Source organism: Streptomyces sp. SLBN-8D4 (assembly GCF_049739545.1).
Taxonomy (GTDB): domain Bacteria; phylum Actinomycetota; class Actinomycetes; order Streptomycetales; family Streptomycetaceae; genus Streptomyces; species Streptomyces canus_C.
Genome location: NZ_JBMGQC010000001.1, coordinates 1,830,120 through 1,847,689 on the forward strand (window position 1 = coordinate 1,830,120; position 17,570 = coordinate 1,847,689).

The following is a 17,570-nucleotide window of genomic DNA, read 5'->3' on the forward strand; positions in this document are numbered from 1 at the left end:
TCCCGAGGGGCCCGAACCGATGACGGTTCGGGCCCCTCGGCCGTCTGCCCGCCGGGCTTCTCATGCCGCCCGGCGGGATCAGCCCCGTCGTGCCGGGGCCCGGCGAGCCGGCGCTGCGCACGTGTGCGCCGGACGCCGGCGCGGTCGTACGCCTCGATGAACCCGCCGATCAAGCCGTGCTCCTGGAGACCGGCCTCAGACCAGGAAGTCCCGGCCGATCCGCTCCGCCACGTCCTCCAGGATCGGGCCCGCCTCGGCGATGCAGCGCTGGATGTCGGGCTCGGCGTCGGTGAGGGGGTAGACGCGGCGGATGCCCGCCCGGCCGAGGGCCTCCGGAGGGAGGGCGAGGCGGCCGCACACGGCGACGACCTCCTTGTCCTTCGCGCGGGCGGCCGCGGCGACGCCCGCCGGGGCCTTGCCGTGCAGGGTCTGCTCGTCGAGGGAGCCCTCGCCGGTGATCACCAGGTCCGCCCATTCCAGGGCGGGCGCGAAGCCGAGGACGTCGAGCATGACGTCGATGCCGGGGCGGAACCGGGCGCCGAGCAGGAGGGCGCCGTAACCGATGCCGCCGGCCGCGCCCGCACCCGGCGAGGCGGCGTACTCGGCGGCCTTCGCGCCGACGGCCTCCTCCAGCACCTTCGCGTAGTGGGCGAGGGCGGTGTCCAGGGCCTCCACGTCGTCCGGCGAGGCGCCCTTCTGCGGGCCGTAGACCGCGGGGGCGCCCTTGGGGCCGGTCAGCGGGTTGTCGACGTCGCTGGCCAGGATGAACTCGACGGACGCGAACCGCGGGTCCAGTCCCGACAGGTCGGCCGAGGCCAGGTCGGGGAGGCCGGCGCCGCCGGGCGCCACGGGCTCGCCGTCGGCGTCCAGGAAGCGGGCGCCGAGCGCGGAGAGCATTCCGGCACCGCCGTCGGTGGTGGCGCTCCCCCCGACCCCGAACACGATCGTGCGGGCGCCGGCGTCCAGCGCGGCGCGCAGGAGCTCCCCGGAGCCGTACGTCGACGCCGTGAGCGGGGCGAAGACGCCCGCGGGCAGCCGCTGGAGGCCACTGGCCTCGGCCATCTCGACGACCGCGGTCTCCCCGCGGACCGCGAAGGCGGCGGTGATCTCCTGCCCGAGGGGCCCGGCGACCGCCACCTCCCGGCGCTCGAAACCGGCCGCGACCGCCGCGGCGACGGTGCCGTCACCGCCGTCGGCGACGGGCAGCGACTCGACCTCCAGGTCCGGCACGACCCGGCGCAGCCCGGCCGTCACCCGCTCGGCGACCTGCACGGCCGTGAGCGAGCCCTTGAACTTGTCCGCGGCGATGAGCACGCGCTGTGTCACGATTTCCCCTTGCTCTCCGGGCCTCTCGCACGTCAAGGCCAGTCGCGCCGCTGCGACCTTAACCGCAGAGGCCCCCCGGAGTCATGCACCGACCAGCCCCTGAGAAGGCCCCGCGAACCCTCTGTGCGGTGCTCCGGAATGGGGTAAACCGGAGCTATGACCCTTGTGGGCACTGAGCCAGAGCTCGCCGACCGCATCCACGGGGGCTGGCTCGGCCGGATCGCGGGCAACATGCTCGGCAAGCCGGTCGAGCAGGGCGACCTGTGGACGCGGGACCGGATCGACCGCTATCTGCGGCAGGCCGCCGCGCTGCCCCTGACCGACTACCTCCCCGAGCCCGCCGGCGAGAGTGACGGCTTCGAGCTGCGCCCCGAGTGGCGCGAGTGCGTGCGCGGCCGCATCCACGGCAGCTGCCGCGACGACGACGTCGACTACGCCATCCTCGGCCTCGACCTCCTGGAGACCCACGGCTTCGGCTTCAGCACCGAGCAGGTGGGTGACCTGTGGCTGCTGAGGCTGCCGTATCTCCAGACCTTCACCGCCGAGCGGGCCGCCTATCGCAACCTGGCCAACGGGCTGAAACCGCCGCTGACGGCGACGTACGACAACCCGTGCCAGGAGTGGATCGGGGCGCTGATCCGGGCCGACATCTACGGCTGGACCTGCCCCGGTGCCCCGCGCCGCGCCGCCTCGCTGGCCCGCCGGGACGCGGTGCTCTCGCACACCGGGAACGGCGTGTACGGGGCGATGTGGGCGGCGGCGCTGATCTCGGCGGCGTTCACCGCCGACACCGTGCGCCACGCGGTGGACGAGGCGCTCGCGGTGATCCCGGCGAGCAGTCGCCTCGCCCGCACGGTACGCCGGGTGGCGTCCCTGCACGACACCCGGATGACCTGGGAGGACACGCTGACCACCGTCGCGGAGGAGACCGCGGGGCTCGGCTGGATCCACACGATCCCCAACGCGGCCGTCCTGACCGCGGGGCTGCTGTACGGCGACGGCGACTTCACCCGCACCATCACGCTCACCGTCCGGGGCGGCCTGGACACCGACTCCAACGGCGCGACCGCGGGCTCGGTGGCCGGGGTGCTCACCGGAGCGGAGGCGATCCCGGACCAGTGGAAGGACCCGCTGGAGGACCGGGTGCGCAGCGCGGTGTTCGGGTTCGACGGGGTGCACATCAGCGAACTGGCCGAGCGGACGGTGCGGTTGGCGGGGGCGGCGGCCTCCTGCTGAGCCTGGCCAGGGCGGCCGCGGATGCTGGTTACCCTTCGAGGATGACCACCACCCCTGACCTCGCCACGTACATCGCCGGTCTTCCCCGGATCCTCGCCGGTGCCGCCGCTCTCTTCCGTGACGCCTCGGGCCGGGTCCTGCTCGTCGAGCCCAACTACCGTGAGGGCTGGGCGCTTCCGGGCGGCACGATCGAGTCCGACGAGGGCGAGACCCCGCGCCAGGGCGCGCGTCGCGAGACACTTGAGGAGATCGGGCTCGACCGCGACCTCGGCCGGCTGCTCGCGGTGGACTGGGTGTACCGGCCGCCCTGGCCCCCGCTGGTGGCGTACCTCTACGACGGCGGTGTCCTCGGCGAGGAGGACCTGAAGGCGATCCGGCTCCAGGAGGAGGAGCTGCTGTCGTGGCGGCTCGTGCCGCAGGAGGAGCTGACCGAGTATCTGCCGGACGGGCTCGGCCGCCGGGTCCTGGTCGCGCTGGACGTGCTGGCGGAGGGGCCGGGGACGGCGGAGCTGGAGAACGGGCGCCGGGTGGGCTGATCCGGCACGCTGTCGGCCCTCATGATTGCTCGCGTCCTGGCGGTGGGATATCCACTCGCCGCACCCGGATCACCCGTCCTACCCTCGGCACCATGACCACGCCCCTCGTCGCCCTCCTCAGCGGCGCCGGAATCTCCACCGACTCCGGGATCCCCGACTACCGCGGCCCCAACGGCCTGTGGCGCAAGGACCCCGAGGCCGAGAAGCTCGTGACGTACGACTACTACATGAGCGATCCGGAGATCCGCCGCCGCTCGTGGCAGATGCGGCGGGCGAACGGCGCGCTGAGGGCCGAGCCCAACGCGGCGCACGTGGCGGTGGCCGAGCTGGAGAAGTCCGGGGTGCCGGTGCGGGTGATCACGCAGAACGTGGACGGGCTGCACCAGCTCGCCGGGCTGCCCGCCCGCAAGGTCCTCGAACTGCACGGCACCGCACGGCAGGTGGTGTGCACGAAGTGCCACGCCCGCGGCCCGATGGAGGACGCGCTCGCCCGGGTCGAGGCCGGCGAGGCGGACCCGCCGTGCCTGATCTGCGGGGGCATCCTCAAGTCGGCGACCGTGATGTTCGGCGAGCGTCTCGACCCCGTGGTCCTCGGCGAGGCCGTCGCCGTCACGAAGGCGTGCCAGATCTTCATCGCCGTCGGCACGACCCTCCAGGTCCAGCCGGCGGCGGACCTCGCGGGCGTCGCCGCCGGCCACGGCGCCCGGCTCGTCATCGTCAACGCCGAGCCGACACCGTACGACGACCGCGCCGACGAGGTGATCCGGGAGCCGATCGGCACGGCACTGCCCGAACTGCTGCGCCAACTCTGCGTGGAGCACCCCTAAGGGCGAATCCCGTCGCAAGAGATGTGCAGATGCCGCGGCCCGCGCAGGACGGCGTTCTGGCGGTACGGGGGCGGGTCTTCCAGCAGGCGTGGGTTTTCCAGTCTCCGGGCCAGTTCCGACAGGGCGAGCTGGGTCTCCAGTCGGGCGAGGGGGGCGCCGAAGCAGCTGTGGATGCCGCTGCCCAGGCCGAGGTGCTGAATGTCCCCGCGGTCCGGGTCGAAGCGGTCCGGGTCCTCGAAGCGCTGGGGGTCGCGATTGCCCGATGCCAGGACCAGCCAGAGGGAGGCGCCCTTGGGGATGGTGACGCCGCGGACCTCGATGTCGGCGAGGGTGGTGCGCTGGGGCACCAGTTGCACCGGTGGCTCGAAGCGCAGCAGCTCCTCGACGATGGGCACGGCCAGCTGCGGATCCGTGCGAAGTCGCTCCAGGACATCGGGATGGCGTAGCAGAGTCAGCATTCCGTTGGTGATGAGGTTGACGGTGGTCTCGTGCCCCGCGATCAGGAGCAGCGCCGCGGTGCTGAGCAGTTCCATGGTCGTCATCGGACCGTCCCCGCCCTGGGCCGTCGCCAGCTGGGAGAGCATGTCGTCGCCGGGATTCTTGCGGCGTTCCTCGATCAGGCCGGCCACGTACATGCCCAGCTGCATACGGGCTTCGTGCGCGCCCTTGCCCCGCTCGGTGGAGTCCGCGTCCGGGTCGGGGTCCAGGCTCGCCGCGAGTGTGTCCGCCCAGGTGTGGAAGCGGGCCTCGTCCTCGCGCGGCACCCCGAGCAGCCGGCAGATCACGGTCACCGGGAAGGGGTACGAGAACTGCTCCACCAGGTCGATCCGGCTCGGGTCGGTGATGCCGTCGATGAGGCCGGAGACGATGTCGTGGAGCTCCGGGCGCATCCCGTCGACGCGGTGCGGGGAGTGCGGTGGCCCGAAGGGCCGGTTCGTCATGCGGCGCATCCGGTCGTGTTCCGGTGGGTCGAGCCGCAGGAACCCGGGGGGCAGGGCGCTTTCCTCCTGGGCCGGCTCGGCCAGCGGGTCGCGGGTGGCCGAGGACAGATTGCGGGCGTCGGAGCTGATCCGAGGATCGTGCAGGAGGCTGCGGATCTCGTGGTAGGTGCTGATGACGTACGGCCCGCCGGCTTCGTGGTGCACCGGCGTCTTGCGCAGCTCTTCGTAGATCGGGTACGGGTTGGCGCGGTTGGCGTAGTCCAGGATCTGGTGCAGCAGGGATTGCGTCATGGCGGGTCCTCGTGGCCGTACGGGTCAGTGCGCGGGGGTGAACGTCATCCGGCGGTCGGCCGGCGAGTATCCGCCGAGGGTCACGGTGGGGCCGTGGGTGGGCACCGAAGGGTCGGGGAAGTCGGCGGCGAGCGGCCGCTGTCCGTCCGGGCGCCGGTCGACCGTGGGGAACGGCAGCGGGAACGGCGCGGTGGTCTCGATCAGCTCCTGGTAGAACGGCAGCCATCGGCCCTGGTCGAAGGTGACCGCGCCGATGACGCGGCCCTGGTACCCGTAGACGCCGACGAACCGGTGATCCTTGAGCGAGCCCTGCGAGATGAGGATCTCCGTCCCCAGCGACGGCACCCCGACCGACTTGATGTTCACTCCGAACTGCGAGGACCAGAAGGCCGGCACCTCCATGTGGGGGATGCGGTCGGAGCTCTCGCTGATCATGTTGTGCGCCGCGATCCGGGCCTGGGTGACGGCGTTGCCCCAGTGCTCCAGGGACAGGAACTGGTAGCCGAACAGGGGGTGTGGGCAGCGTGCGACGTCACCCGCCGCGTAGATGTCGTCGGTGACGATTCCGCGGATGTCGAAGGCGCGGCAGCCGGCGTCGCAGGCGATGCCTCGGGGGCCCGCTCCGAGCCCGGATCCGGCGAGCCATTCGGTGTTGCGGGTGGCGCCGAGCGAGACGATCACCACGTCGGTCTCCACGGTGGAGCCGTCGGACAGATGCGCGGCGCGCACCCGTCCCGAGGCGTCCCCCTCCAGCGCGGTCACCATGACCCCGCACCGCAGGTCCACACCGTTCTCGCGATGCATCTCGGCGGCGACCGCGCCGACCACTCCGCCGAGCGCGCCGACCAGGGGTGCCGAGCCGCGCTCGGCGACGGTGACCGGGAGGCCGCGCTCGCGACAGGCGGAGGCGATCTCCGAGCCGGTGAACCCGGCCCCGATGACCAGGACCCGCTTGGGTCCCGCGTCCAGCCGCCGGGCGAGCGCGGCGCTGTCGTCGGCCGTCCGCAGCACGAAGACGCCGTCGAGTTCCGCCTCGGCCTCGTGCGGCCACGGTCGTGCCCGGACCCCGGTCGCGATCAGCAGCCGGTCGTACGGCACCTCGTCACCGTCGGCCAGCCGCACCCGCCGCGCGGCCATGTCCAGGCCGGTGGCCGGGACGCCGAGCCGCCAGGTCGCCTCGACGGATCGGAGCCTGGGCAGTGCGGTGTGGTCGGCGGCGGCCCTGCCGAGCAGCACCTGCTTGGAGAGCGGCGGGCGGTCGTACGGCTCGTGGGGCTCGTCGCCGATCATGGTGAGGGAGCCCGTGAAGCCCTCGGCCCGCAGGGTTTCGGCAGCGCGCAGGCCGGCCAGCGAGGCGCCTACGACGACGATGCGGCCCTCGTGTTTCAGGCGTTCCAGATTTCCGTCACCGAGCACTGGACACCGCCTCGGCCGACAGGTCCACCGCGTCGACGAGGATGGCCTGGACCGGGCAGGCCGCGGCGGCCCGGACCAGCTTGGCGCGCTGCGCCTCGTCGGCCTCCGGGGCGTACAGCAGAGCCTCCTCGCCGTGCATGGCGAAGATCTCGGGGGCGAGGAACGCGCACTGCGCGTACCCCTCACAGCGGTTCAGGTCGACGGCAATCCTCACCACGGGATCGGTCCTCTCCTACGGCCTGGTCGGCCCCCTGCGACCACCCTCGTCGGCCGGGCGGGATGCGGCGACGAGAAGCAGACCGTTCGAGTGAGCGGTTCGGCCGGCTCAGGTCGATGTGGCCGGCTGTGGCGGGGCGGGACGTCGTCCCCACAGGATGTTCAGGCTGACGAGCAACGCCCAGGCCGGGAAGACCAGTTCGGACCAGGGCACGCTGGACCCCACCACCAGCAGCGTGAGGCCCGCCAGGTAGCCGAGGGCGACGAGCGGGCGCGGGAGGGCGCCGCGGCGGCGGCCGATGGTCGAGGTGGTGATGATGAACACCGCCGCCATCCGCATGGCGTACGTGGTCAGCAGGGCGTAGGCGAGGTGCCGACCGAAAGGAGGGTGCTGCTGACTTTCGGCGAGCACGGTTCCGGCCGCCGCGGCAGCGCCGAACAGGGTGGCGACGAAGATCAGGCCGCTGCCCAGGAACACGGTGGAGAAGAACCGGTCCTCGTCCTCGCCGGCCTGCTCGCGGAGGGCGCCCATGAACCACAGGAAGGCGATCCCGGCGAACGGGAGCAGCTCAAGCGCGGTCCGTACGGCGCTGCGCTGTCCGGCATCGGCGCTCACGTCGCTCCCGCCGATTCCGCCGGGCAGAGCGATGCGCACCATGACAATCGCCACGGCCGTCAGGACGGCGAACACCACCCCGGCCACCCCGGCGGCCCATCGGGTCGCGAGGGGCTCGTGCTTTCTCTGCATGGTCTCCTGCTTTCTGCCCGGTCCCCCTTCGTACAGACACCAGCGATTCAATGGCTCGCGCCACCGGGGTCACTCGGGAGGAAGACGGCGGTACGCCACACAGGTCATGGCCACTGGTCCGATTCGGGCCGCCGCTGACGCCGAGCCGTCTGTATCTGTCCGTCCCGAACGGCCTGTGGCTCCCATTCGGCGGCGTTCAGAACAACGCCGCCCCCCGCTCGAAGTCCAGCAGCCGCTGCTTGCGTTCCAGTCCACCGCCGTAGCCCGTGAGGCTGCCGTCCGCTCCGACCACGCGGTGGCAGGGGACGACGATGCCGATCGGGTTCCTGCCGTTGGCGAGACCGACCGCGCGGGAGGCCCTGGGGTTGCCGAGGGCGTCGGCGAGTTCGCCGTAGGTGCGGGTCTCGCCGTGCGGGATCCGGCGCAGCTGTTCCCAGACCGTGCGCTGGAACGGTGTTCCGTGCAGGCGCAGTTCCAGGGTGAACTCCTTCAACTCGCCCTTGAAGTACGCCGTCAGCTGGCCCTCGGCCTCCTTGGACCATCCGTCGTCCGGCGTTCCGAAGGTCTCCTCGGGCGGGCGGTGGCGCTGGTCGGTCATGTAGAGGCCGCACAGGACGCCGTCGTCGGCGACGAGGGTCAGCGGGCCGTAGGGGCTGTCGATCACGGTGTGCTGCTTCATCGAACGTCCTTATACGGGAAGGAAGTTGATCGGGTGACTGTCGGTGGCCCAGAGGTACTGGACGGCGTAGGCCCGCCAGGGCTGCCAGGCCGCCGCGCGGGCCGTGAGCGCGGCCGGGGTGGAGGGCAGGCCCAACTCCTGGGCGGCGCGGCGGATGCCGAGGTCGGTCGGGAGGAAGGCGTCCGGGTCGCCGAGGCCGCGCATGGCGATGACGTCGACCGTCCAGGGGCCGAAGCCGGGGAGGGCGAGGAGGCGGGAGCGGGTCTCGGACCAGTCCTGCTCGACGCCCAATTGCAGGCTGCCGTCGGCCAGTTGGTTCACCAGGGTGGTGAAGGTCGCGCGCCGGGTGCGGGGCATGGCGAGTGTGGCGGGGTCGAGCGCGGCCAGCGCCTCGGGGGACGGAAACAGGTGCGTGAGGCCGCCCTCCCGGTCGTCCACCGGCTCGCCGTGCGCCGTGACCAACCGGCCCGCGTGGGTGCGGGCCGCCGCCGTGGAGACCTGCTGGCCCAGCACGGCCCGTACGGCGAACTCCGCCTCGTCGACCGTGCGCGGGACGCGTCGGCCGGGCGCCTTGTCCACCAGGGGGGCCAGCAGCGGGTCCGTGCGCAGCTGGTCGTCGATGGCGACCGGGTCGGCGTCCAGGTCGAGCAGCCGTCGGCAGCGGCTGATGGCGACGGTCAGGTCGCGCAGGTCGCTCAGCGTCAAGCGGCAGGCGATGTGGTCGGGGCGGGGCGTGAGGGCCACGACGCCGTGTCCGTACGGCAGTCGCAGCGTGCGCCGGTACGCGCCGTCCCGCCACTCCTCCACGCCCGGGACCGCGGTGGCCGCGAGGTGGCCGAAGAGGTTGTCGGGGTTGAGGGGGGCACGGAACGGCAGGCGCAGGGACAGGAAGCCGGGGGGGTCCGGCGTGTCCGGCGCGGTCCTCTTCGCGGCGCGTGTGCGCAGCTCGCCCGGCGCGAGCGCGAAGACCTCGCGCACGGTGTCGTTGAAGGTGCGGATCGCGGAGAAGCCGGCCGCGAAGGCGATGTCCGCCATCGGGAGCGCGGTGGTCTCGATGAGGATCCTCGCCGTCTGGGCGCGCTGGGCGCGGGCGAGGGCGAGCGGGCCGGCGCCGAGTTCGGCGAGGAGCTGGCGTTCGACCTGCCGGGTGCTGTAGCCGAGGCGGGCGGCGAGGCCGGGCACGCCCTCGCGGTCGACCACGCCGTCGGCGATCAGCCGCATCGCGCGGGCCACGAGGTCGGCACGCTGGTTCCACTCCGGGGAGCCTGGGCTGGTGTCGGGGCGGCAGCGCTTGCAGGCCCGGAATCCCGCCTGCTGGCAGGCCGCCGCGCTCGGATAGAAGGTCATGTTCTCGGGCTTGGGCGGGACGACCGGGCAGCTCGGCCGGCAGTAGATGCGGGTCGTCAGGACGGCGGTGAAGAACCAGCCGTCGAACCGCGCGTCCTTGGACTGCACGGCGCGCACGCAGCGCTCGGTCTCGGTGTACATCCCCGTCTGCATGCGTCCAGCATCGACCACCCGGCAGAGCCGGGCTGGCGAGAATCCGACATCAACCTCGCGTGCCCTGGGACGGGACCTGCCCGGGTCGCCACGCGGACTCGCGCAGCAGCCGCAGTCCGTTGAGACCGACGAGGACCGTCGAGCCCTCGTGCCCGGCGACCCCGAGCGGCAGCGGGAGGTGGCCGAGGAGGTCCCACAGGACGAGCCCGGTGATGAAGGCACCCGCGATCACCAGGTTCTGGAGGACCAGCCGGCGGGCGGCCCGGGACAGCCGTACGACCGCCGGAACGGTCGCGAGCTCGTCCCGTACGACGACCGCGTCCGCGGTCTCCAGCGCGAGGTCGGCGCCCGCCCGGCCCATCGCGATGCCGGAGTGGGCGGCGGCGAGCGCGGGTGCGTCGTTGACGCCGTCCCCGACGAACAGCACCTTGCACCCGGCGTCCTGGAGCTCCCGTACGGCGTCCACCTTGTCCTCGGGCAGCAGGTCGGCGCGGATGTCCACCAGGCCGGTGGCCTCGGCGACCCGGGCGGCGGCCCGCGCGTTGTCGCCGGTGAGCAGGACGGGGGCGGTGCCGGTCAGGGCGGTGAGCGCGGCGGTGGCGGCGGGGGCGTGCGGGCGGAGGCGGTCGGTGAGTGCGAGGGTCCCGAGGGGGACGCCGTCGCCGGTCACGAGGACGACGGTGGCGGCGGTCCCGGAGCGGCCCGGTCCGGCATTCGGAAGGCCGAGGTCCGACGGGGCACCGGGCCGCCCGACCTCGATCACCCGCCCCTCGACCAGCGCCGTCACCCCGCGCCCGGGCACGGCGACGAAGTCCCGAGCGTCCGCGATCCGCAGCCCCCGCTCCTGCGCCGCCCTCACCACGGCCCGCCCCAGCGGATGCTCGCTGGGGAGCTCGGCCGCGGCGGCCAGCGCGAGAAGGGCGTCCGGAGTCAGCCCGGAGCCCGGCAGCGGCCGTACGGCCGAGATCTCCGGGGCGCCCTCCGTCAGCGTGCCCGTCTTGTCGAGGGCCACGGCGTCCACCTCGCCCAGGCGCTCCATCGCGACCGCAGACTTCACCAGGACGCCGTGCCGCCCGGCGTTCGCGATGGCCGAGAGCAGGGGCGGCATGGTCGCGAGGACGACCGCGCACGGCGAGGCGACGATCATGAAGGTCATGGCGCGCAGCAGCGCGTCGGTGAGGTCGGCGCCGAACAGCAGCGGCACGCCGAAGACGGCGAGGGTGGCCGCCACGATCCCCACCGCGTACCGCTGCTCGATCTTCTCGATGAACAGCTGTGTCGGCGCCTTGGTGCGCGAGGCGTCCTCGACCAGGGTCACGATGCGCGCGATCACGGAGTCGGCGGGGTCGCGCTCGACGCGGACGCGCAGTGCGCCGGTGCCGTTGAGGGTGCCGGCGAAGACCTCGTCACCGGGGCCCTTGGCGACCGGGAGGGGTTCGCCGGTGATGGTGGCCTGGTCGGCCTCGCTCGCGCCGTCCAGGACCCGGCCGTCGGCGCCGATGCGCTCGCCGGGCCGGATCAACAGGACGTCTCCGACGGCGAGTTCACTCGTCGGGACAGTCTCCTCGGCGTTCTCCGTCACCCGGGTGGCCGTCGTCGGCGCGAGGTCGAGCAGGCCGCGGACGGAGTCGGCGGTGCGGGCGGTGGCCAGCGCCTCCAGGGCGCCGGAGGTGGCGAAGATGACGATCAGCAGGGCGCCGTCCAGGACCTGCCCGATCGCTGCCGCGCCGAGCGCCGCGACGATCATCAGCAGATCGACGTCCAGGGTTCGCTCGCGCAGTGCGCGCAGCCCTTCGAGGGCCGGTTCCCAGCCGCCGGCGGCATAGGCGAACGCGTACAGCGGGCCGCACGCCCACCACGGCAGGCCGCCGAGGTCCAGGGCGAGAGCGAGCAGGAACGCGCCGGTCGCCGCCAGCGCCCAGCGCACCTCGGGGAGCGCGAGCACCCGGGTGCGGCGGCTCGGTGCCGGGTGCGCGGGTCGGGGGACACGAACGGGGGTGAGAGTCGTGGACACCCGAGCACCATACAGGAACACATGAAGACTCATTCATTTGTTCATGTGCGATGGGTAAGATACCGCCCATGGGTCATGGAGCCGTCACCACCGCGCAGGAAACCGCCGAGCGCGTACGTCTGGACGCGGCGAACGTGGCCAAGGTGGCCACCACCCTCCAGGCCCTGTCCACCCCCTCCCGCCTGCTGATCCTCGCGCGGTTGCGCGAAGGACCGCTGCCGGCCACGGAGTTGGCCGCCGAGGTGGGGATGGAGCAGTCGGCGTGCTCGCACCAGCTGCGGTTGCTGCGCAACCTGGGCCTGGTCGTGGGCGAGCGCCGGGGCCGGTCGGTGGTGTACGCGCTGCACGACCACCATGTCGCCGAGCTGCTCGACCAGGCCGTCTACCACGTGGAACATCTGCGGCTGGGACTCAGTGACGCCACCGAGTGAGCCGCCCCGGCAGGTGATGTGGCCGCTGTACGCGGCCGGGTTCACCACCGCTTTCGGCGCGCACGGCATCGCCGCGAACCTCGGCGCGGACTCCGCGGACGCGGTCACCTCGCTGCTCGTGCTGGGCGGCCTGCTCGCCCTGTACGACGGTGCCGAGGTCGTGCTCAAGCCGGTGTTCGGCACGCTCGCCGACCGGATCGGGGCGCGTCCCGTGCTGCTCGGCGGACTGGTGGCCTTCGCCGTCGCGTCCGCCCTCTACGCCCTCGCCGACAGCCCCGGCTGGCTGTGGGCCGCGCGGCTCGGGCAGGGGGCGGCGGCCTCCGCCTTCTCGCCCGCCGCGTCCGCGCTGGTGTCCCGGCTGAACCCGGCCGCCAAGCAGGGGCGGGCCTTCGGGAGTTACGGCTTCTACAAGTCCGTCGGTTACACCCTGGGCCCGCTGCTCGGCGGGGTGCTGGTGTGGGCGGGAGGGCTGCGGCTGCTGTTCACCGTGCTGGCGGTGCTGGGCGCGGCCGTGGCGGGGTGGGCGTTGATCGCCGTACCCGTCGTGCCGCCCCTGCCCCGAGCCCGGCAGACCGTCCTCGACCTGGCGCGACGGCTGGCCGACCCGGTGTTCCTGGTCCCGACGGCCGCGCTCGCCGGGGCGACCGCCGCGCTGTCGGTGGGCGTGGGCTTCCTGCCCGTGTCGGGCGCGGTGGCGGGACTGGGCACGGTGGCGACGGGGGCCGCGGTGTCGGTGCTCGCGGCCTGCGCGGCGATGGTACAGCCGCGCGCCGGGCGGGCGTTGGACGCGGGCCGGCTGACGGTACGGGGTGGATTGACCGCCGGGTTGCTGCTGGCGGCGGCCGGTCTGGGCTGCGCGATGCTGCCGGGGCTCGCGGGCATCCTGCTGGGAGCCGCGCTGATCGGCGTCGGGACGGGGCTGATCACTCCCCTGGGGTTCGCGGCGCTCGCCTCGACGACTCCGCGGGAACGGTTGGGGCAGACGATGGGGGCTGCCGAGCTGGGACGCGAGCTGGGAGACGCCGGCGGACCGTTGCTGGTCGCCGGGGTGGCCACGGCGGCGAGTCTGACGTACGGGTACGGGGCGCTGGCGGTCCTTCTCGCGTGCGGGCCGGTGGTGGTGGGGCTGCTTCGCCGACGTGGGTGAGGCGTCACCGCGAGTCCGGAGCCGCCCCACCCACGCGGTGAACTAGGCGGAGGCCGTCGGCCGCCGTGAAACCGCCGTCGCCCGGGCCACGTCCGTCAGGGGCCGCAGCCGGTAGGTGTACGCGTAGTCCCGGTCGGCGAACAGCTTGTACTCGTCGTGGGTGTGCGCACCCCAGCTGTTGTCGCCGCCGACGCCCATCTGCCGGTGGTTGACCCGCAGGACGACCGCGTCACGTGGGGTGAGCTGGTAGTCGTGGCGCACCCCGTTGGACAGGTCCTCCGGGGTGAAGTGCGAGGCATTGACCTCCAGCAGGGGTTCACCGGAGACCAGCAGGCCCACGCCGTCCCGGCCGGTCAGGGCGGCCCAGCGGACGTCGGTCTTGTTGCCGTTCTCCTGCGGGCGGATGTAGGAGGTCCACTGCTCGGCGACGGTCCCGGACCAGAGGCCCACGTCCGTCCCGTCGTTGCGGTCCCAGTGGTTCTCCTCGGGTCCGCGGCCGTAGTAGTGCAGCCGGTCCAGGCGGCGCGGCAGGAACAGGAGCGTGCCGACCTCCGGGATGTACGGCAGCGAACTCGCACCCGGGTGCAGGGTGTTGTCGACCCTGATCTCACCGTTGCCGAAGACGGTGTAGGTCGTGCCGTACGCCGACTCGGTCGCCGTCGGCAGGGTGCCGCTCACCTTGATCTCGACGGCCCGGTCCCGCAGGGCGCGCACGCGCACGTCGGTCACCTTGCGGTGCGCACCGGCGTCGCGCCAGGTCTGGTTGCGGGTGTGCTGCCCGTTGCCGTGGTCGTTGTCGGTGGGCGCCCGCCAGAAGTTCGGGACGGGACCGGAGGTGATCAGACGGATGCCGTGCGCCTCGTACGACGTGATGGTCCCGCTGTCCTTGTCGACGGTGACGGAGAAGTCCTTGCCGGTGACGGTGACCTGGGCGGAGGCGTCCCGGTAGGTCAGCGCCGGGACCTTGGCGAGCGGCACCGGTGTCACCGATGGGTTGTTCGCGTCGACGGCCAGCTGCTGCTTGGCCACCTCGAAGCCGGGCCGCGCCCAGGGCGTGGACTCCCTGGTGGTGAAAGAGAGTTGGAGGAAGTACTCGGTGCCGGGCGCGGGGGCGCTCGGGAGCCTGTACGGGACGGTGACGGTCTTGCTCGACAGCGGTGCCAGGTTCAGCTGGTCCCGCGTCAGCCTCCCTCGCTGCACCACCTTGCCGTCAGCGGACAGGGTCCAACTGCCGTTGAATTCACGGAGGTTGGTGAAGAGGTGTTCATTGGTCAGGGTCACCGACCCGTCCGCGGCCCAGGACGCGTTGACCGCCTGGTAGATCTGCTTGACCTCGGCGGCCTTGCCGGTGTGGCCGCGGTCGGCGGTGACGATGCCGTCCGCGACGAAGGCACCGTCGTTGGGGTTGTCGCCCCAGTCGCCGCCGAAGGCGAAGAAGGTCTTCTGGGCGGGCCGCTTCTCGGTGAGCCCCGCGGTCGCCGCGTCGAACCAGAACCGCACGCCCTCGTCGCCGGGGCCCCGGCCGTCCGAGGCCAGTTCGGCGGCGGTCAGGGCACGGGCGTACACGCGCGCCTTCCTGATCGTGCCGCTGAACTCCCTTGTGGGGTTGTCGACATCGACGGCCAGCGCGAGGGGCGCCGTGTTGCTGCTCGGCTTCTGGGTGGTGGTCCGGGTGGCCCTGACCTGGCCGTCCACATGGAGGGTCAGCGTGCCCGCGGCCGCGTCGAAAACACCGGCGACATGGTGTTCCCGGCCCGTCCAGTCGTCCGGGAGCGCCCAGGTGGTGGTGATCCACTGGCCCCCGCCGTGGATGAAGAACTCCAGTGTCTTCCCGGACTGCTTGAGCGCGTAGTGGGTGTCACCCTTGGCGATGACCGGCTGGTGACTGCCCGTCACCTTCGGGGTGAACCAGGCCTCCAGGGTCAGCGAGCCGGTGAGGTCGAGGCGGGCGTCGCGGGCGAAGACCGTGCCACCGGAGACCCCCTTGTCGCGGTCGAACCTGGCGCGCGCGGGCAGCACTTCGCCCTTCAGCGCGCCGGGCCCGCTCTCGGTCAGCAACTGGCGTACGGGGACGGGCTCGCTGAGGGACTGGTCGACGAAGTCCCAGATCCAGCCGCCCTGGAGGACCGGGTAGCGGCGGACGATGTCCCAGTACTTCTTGAAGTTGCCGTTGGAGTTCCCCATCGCGTGGCAGTACTCGATCATCACGTACGGCCGGGGGTCGGAGGTGTCCTTGGCACGCTGCTCCACACGTGCGGGGCTTTCGTACATCTCCGAGCGGATGTCGCTGATGGTGGGCCGGTCGTCGCCCTCGTACTGGACGACGCGGGTGGTGTCGTACGACTTGATCCAGTCGCGCATGTTCACGAAGGTGCTGCCGCCGCCCGCCTCGTTGCCGAGGGACCAGATCACCACGGAGGCGTGGTTCTTGTCGCGGTGGACCATGTTCTGGGCGCGCGCCACACAGGCCGCGCTCCAGTCGGGGTGGTTGCCGGGGTACTCGTCGCGGATGCCGTGGGTCTCCAGGTTGGTCTCGTCGACGAGGTACAGGCCGTACTCGTCCGCGAGTTCGAGCCAGAGCGGGTTGTTGGGGTAGTGGGAGGTGCGGACGGAGTTGATGTTCATGCGCTTGATGATCGTGATGTCCTTCACGAGGTCCGCGCGGGTGAGCGCGGTGCCGCGGTCGGGGTGCATCTCGTGGCGGTTGGTGCCGCGGAAGGAGATGGGCCGGCCGTTGATGCGCATCAGCCCGTCCTTCAGGGCGAACTCCCGCAGGCCGACGCGGTGCGACAGCGTCTCGATCACCTTGCCCGCGGGGTCGCGCAGCCGCAGAACGGCGGTGTACAGGTTCGGGTGCTCGGCCGACCACAGCTTGGGCGCTGGCACGGCCTTCGCCGCCTGTACGGTCGTCTCGTCCCCCGCATCGAGCGCGACAGCCTGCTGGAGCGGGCGCGACCAGACGGCGTGGCCGCCCGAGTCGTAGAGCTGGGTCTCGACCGTGTAGCGGCCCGCGTTGCCGCCTCCGTAGTCGCGCACGCTGGCGGTGACCGAGAGCTGGGCGGACGTGTAGTCGTCGCCGAGCGGGGTCTCCAGCTTGAAGTCACGCAGGTGGACAGCCGGGGTGGAGTAGAGGTAGACCGAGCGGAAGATGCCGCTCAGCCGGATCATGTCCTGGTCCTCCAGCCAGTCCCCGTCGGAGAAGCGGTAGACCTCGACGGCGATCTGGTTGGTGCCCGGCCTGAGGTGCGGGGTGATGTCGTACTCGGCGGGCGTGTAGGAGTCCTCGTGGTAGCCGACGAGTTCACCGTTGATCCACACGTAGTGGGCCGACTTGACGCCCTCGAAGTGCAGGAAGGTTCGCCGCCCGGACCAGTCCTTCGGCACGGTGAAGGAGCGCCGGTACTGACCGACCGGGTTGTAGCGGGTCGGGGCGGCGGGCGGCTGGGCCTCCTCGCCGAGACCGTTGGGGCCCCACCAGGGGTAGGTGATGTTGACGTAGATCGGGAAGTCATAGCCATGCACCTGCCACACCGAGGGGACAGGAATGGCGTCCCAGTCCGTGTCGTCCACGTCCGTGCGGTAGAAGTCGTTGTCGCGGTCGGCGGGGCGGTCGGCGTAGGCGAACTTCCACTTGCCGTCGAGGCTCACGCGGTACGGCGAGCGGGTGCGGTCGGCGGCGAGCGCCTGGCCGACGTCGGCGTACGGCATGAGGGTGGTGTGCGGGGGCTGGGTGCCCACCCGGAAGAGGTCGATGGCGCCGTTCCACTCCGGGGTCCCCTCCGCCGCGTGGCCGCGACCGGCCAGGGGTCCGGAGGAGAGCGCGAGGGCGCCGAGGACGGCGGCCCCCGACTCCAGCAGACGCCTGCGGCTGAGGGGGGCAGGCAGATACGGGTGGGGCATCGGTGGAACCTTCCTCGGGACGACAGTGCGGTGTACGTACTGAGGGAGCGTCAACTCCTGTGCACAATTGGTGACTTTGAGGCACAGGATGCGACTCAACCTAGATCCCGAAGACTGCCGAGGCAATGACCCTGTCGGACTTTGTGTGGTCCTGGGGACATGACGACATGCGGCACCCCCGCGTGCGTTCACGCGGGGGTGCCGTGGGGTGCGGTGCGGTGCTGCCGTCGGTGTGGTGGTGCTGTCGTCGGGTCAGCCGGCGGCCGGCAACGAGGGCAGTCCGCCGCCGAGGAGTCCGGTGACGGTCCCGACCACGGTGCCCAGGAGGCCGGTGACCGGGCCCAGCACACCGTTCAGGTCCA

14 protein-coding genes are annotated in these 17,570 nt (G+C 72.2%); 5 read left to right on the forward strand and 9 right to left on the reverse strand.

Going from position 1 to position 17,570, the window contains the following annotated elements; all coding sequences use genetic code 11:
- Positions 1-195 precede the first annotated feature (195 nt).
- Positions 196-1,314 (reverse strand): glycerate kinase, encoded by a 1,119-nt coding sequence (locus RKD20_RS08420; RefSeq protein ID WP_424883177.1) that lies wholly within the window; start codon positions 1,312-1,314, stop codon positions 196-198.
- Positions 1,315-1,482: 168 nt separating this feature from the next.
- Between RKD20_RS08420 and RKD20_RS08425 the strand changes: the two genes are divergently transcribed.
- The 3 genes from RKD20_RS08425 (at position 1,483) to RKD20_RS08435 (ending at position 3,925) form a co-directional block, all read left to right on the forward strand.
- Positions 1,483-2,562, forward strand: a complete 1,080-nt coding sequence (locus RKD20_RS08425) for an ADP-ribosylglycohydrolase family protein (protein WP_424877156.1) — start codon at positions 1,483-1,485, stop codon at positions 2,560-2,562.
- 41 nt (positions 2,563-2,603) lie between these two features.
- Positions 2,604-3,098, forward strand: a complete 495-nt coding sequence (locus RKD20_RS08430) for an NUDIX domain-containing protein (RefSeq protein ID WP_424877157.1) — start codon at positions 2,604-2,606, stop codon at positions 3,096-3,098.
- Positions 3,099-3,190: 92 nt separating this feature from the next.
- Complete coding sequence (locus RKD20_RS08435; protein ID WP_424877158.1) at positions 3,191-3,925, forward strand: SIR2 family NAD-dependent protein deacylase; 735 nt, start codon at positions 3,191-3,193, stop codon at positions 3,923-3,925.
- Here RKD20_RS08435 and RKD20_RS08440 read toward each other — a convergent pair.
- The 7 genes from RKD20_RS08440 to RKD20_RS08470 form a co-directional block, all read right to left on the reverse strand.
- Entirely contained in the window at positions 3,922-5,157 is a 1,236-nt protein-coding gene (locus RKD20_RS08440; RefSeq protein ID WP_424877159.1) for a cytochrome P450, read from the reverse strand. The genes RKD20_RS08435 and RKD20_RS08440 overlap by 4 nt on opposite strands.
- 24 nt (positions 5,158-5,181) lie before the next feature.
- Complete coding sequence (locus RKD20_RS08445; RefSeq protein WP_424877160.1) at positions 5,182-6,573, reverse strand: NAD(P)/FAD-dependent oxidoreductase; 1,392 nt, start codon at positions 6,571-6,573, stop codon at positions 5,182-5,184.
- Entirely contained in the window at positions 6,563-6,787 is a 225-nt protein-coding gene (locus tag RKD20_RS08450; protein ID WP_424883178.1) for a ferredoxin, read from the reverse strand. The genes RKD20_RS08445 and RKD20_RS08450 overlap by 11 nt, the downstream gene beginning before the upstream one ends.
- Positions 6,788-6,898: 111 nt before the next feature.
- The gene (locus tag RKD20_RS08455; protein ID WP_424877161.1) at positions 6,899-7,537 is read right to left on the reverse strand and encodes a hypothetical protein; all 639 of its coding nucleotides are present in this window, start codon (positions 7,535-7,537) and stop codon (positions 6,899-6,901) included.
- Positions 7,538-7,733: 196 nt separating this feature from the next.
- Positions 7,734-8,216, reverse strand: coding sequence for a methylated-DNA--[protein]-cysteine S-methyltransferase (locus RKD20_RS08460; RefSeq protein ID WP_424877162.1), 483 nt, complete (start codon positions 8,214-8,216; stop codon positions 7,734-7,736).
- Positions 8,217-8,225: 9 nt separating this feature from the next.
- Positions 8,226-9,716, reverse strand: a complete 1,491-nt coding sequence (locus RKD20_RS08465) for an AlkA N-terminal domain-containing protein (protein WP_424877163.1) — start codon at positions 9,714-9,716, stop codon at positions 8,226-8,228.
- 49 nt (positions 9,717-9,765) lie between these two features.
- Positions 9,766-11,763 carry a heavy metal translocating P-type ATPase gene (locus tag RKD20_RS08470; protein ID WP_424877164.1) on the reverse strand — a complete coding sequence of 666 codons (1,998 nt, stop codon included), beginning with the start codon at positions 11,761-11,763 and terminating at the stop codon, positions 9,766-9,768.
- A gap of 35 nt (positions 11,764-11,798) precedes the next feature.
- Between RKD20_RS08470 and RKD20_RS08475 the strand changes: the two genes are divergently transcribed.
- On the forward strand, positions 11,799-12,161 hold the full coding sequence (locus tag RKD20_RS08475) for an ArsR/SmtB family transcription factor (protein ID WP_057608409.1): 363 nt from the start codon (positions 11,799-11,801) through the stop codon (positions 12,159-12,161).
- A 16-nt stretch (positions 12,162-12,177) separates the two neighbouring features.
- Positions 12,178-13,308: an MFS transporter gene (locus RKD20_RS08480; protein ID WP_424883179.1), complete on the forward strand. Its 1,131-nt coding sequence runs from the start codon at positions 12,178-12,180 to the stop codon at positions 13,306-13,308.
- 42 nt (positions 13,309-13,350) lie between these two features.
- On the opposite strand, the gene RKD20_RS08485 is transcribed toward RKD20_RS08480, so the two are convergent.
- A complete protein-coding gene (locus RKD20_RS08485) occupies positions 13,351-17,208 on the reverse strand; it encodes a glycoside hydrolase family 2 TIM barrel-domain containing protein (RefSeq protein WP_424877165.1) in 3,858 nt (1,285 codons plus the stop codon).
- Positions 17,209-17,570 lie beyond the last annotated feature (362 nt).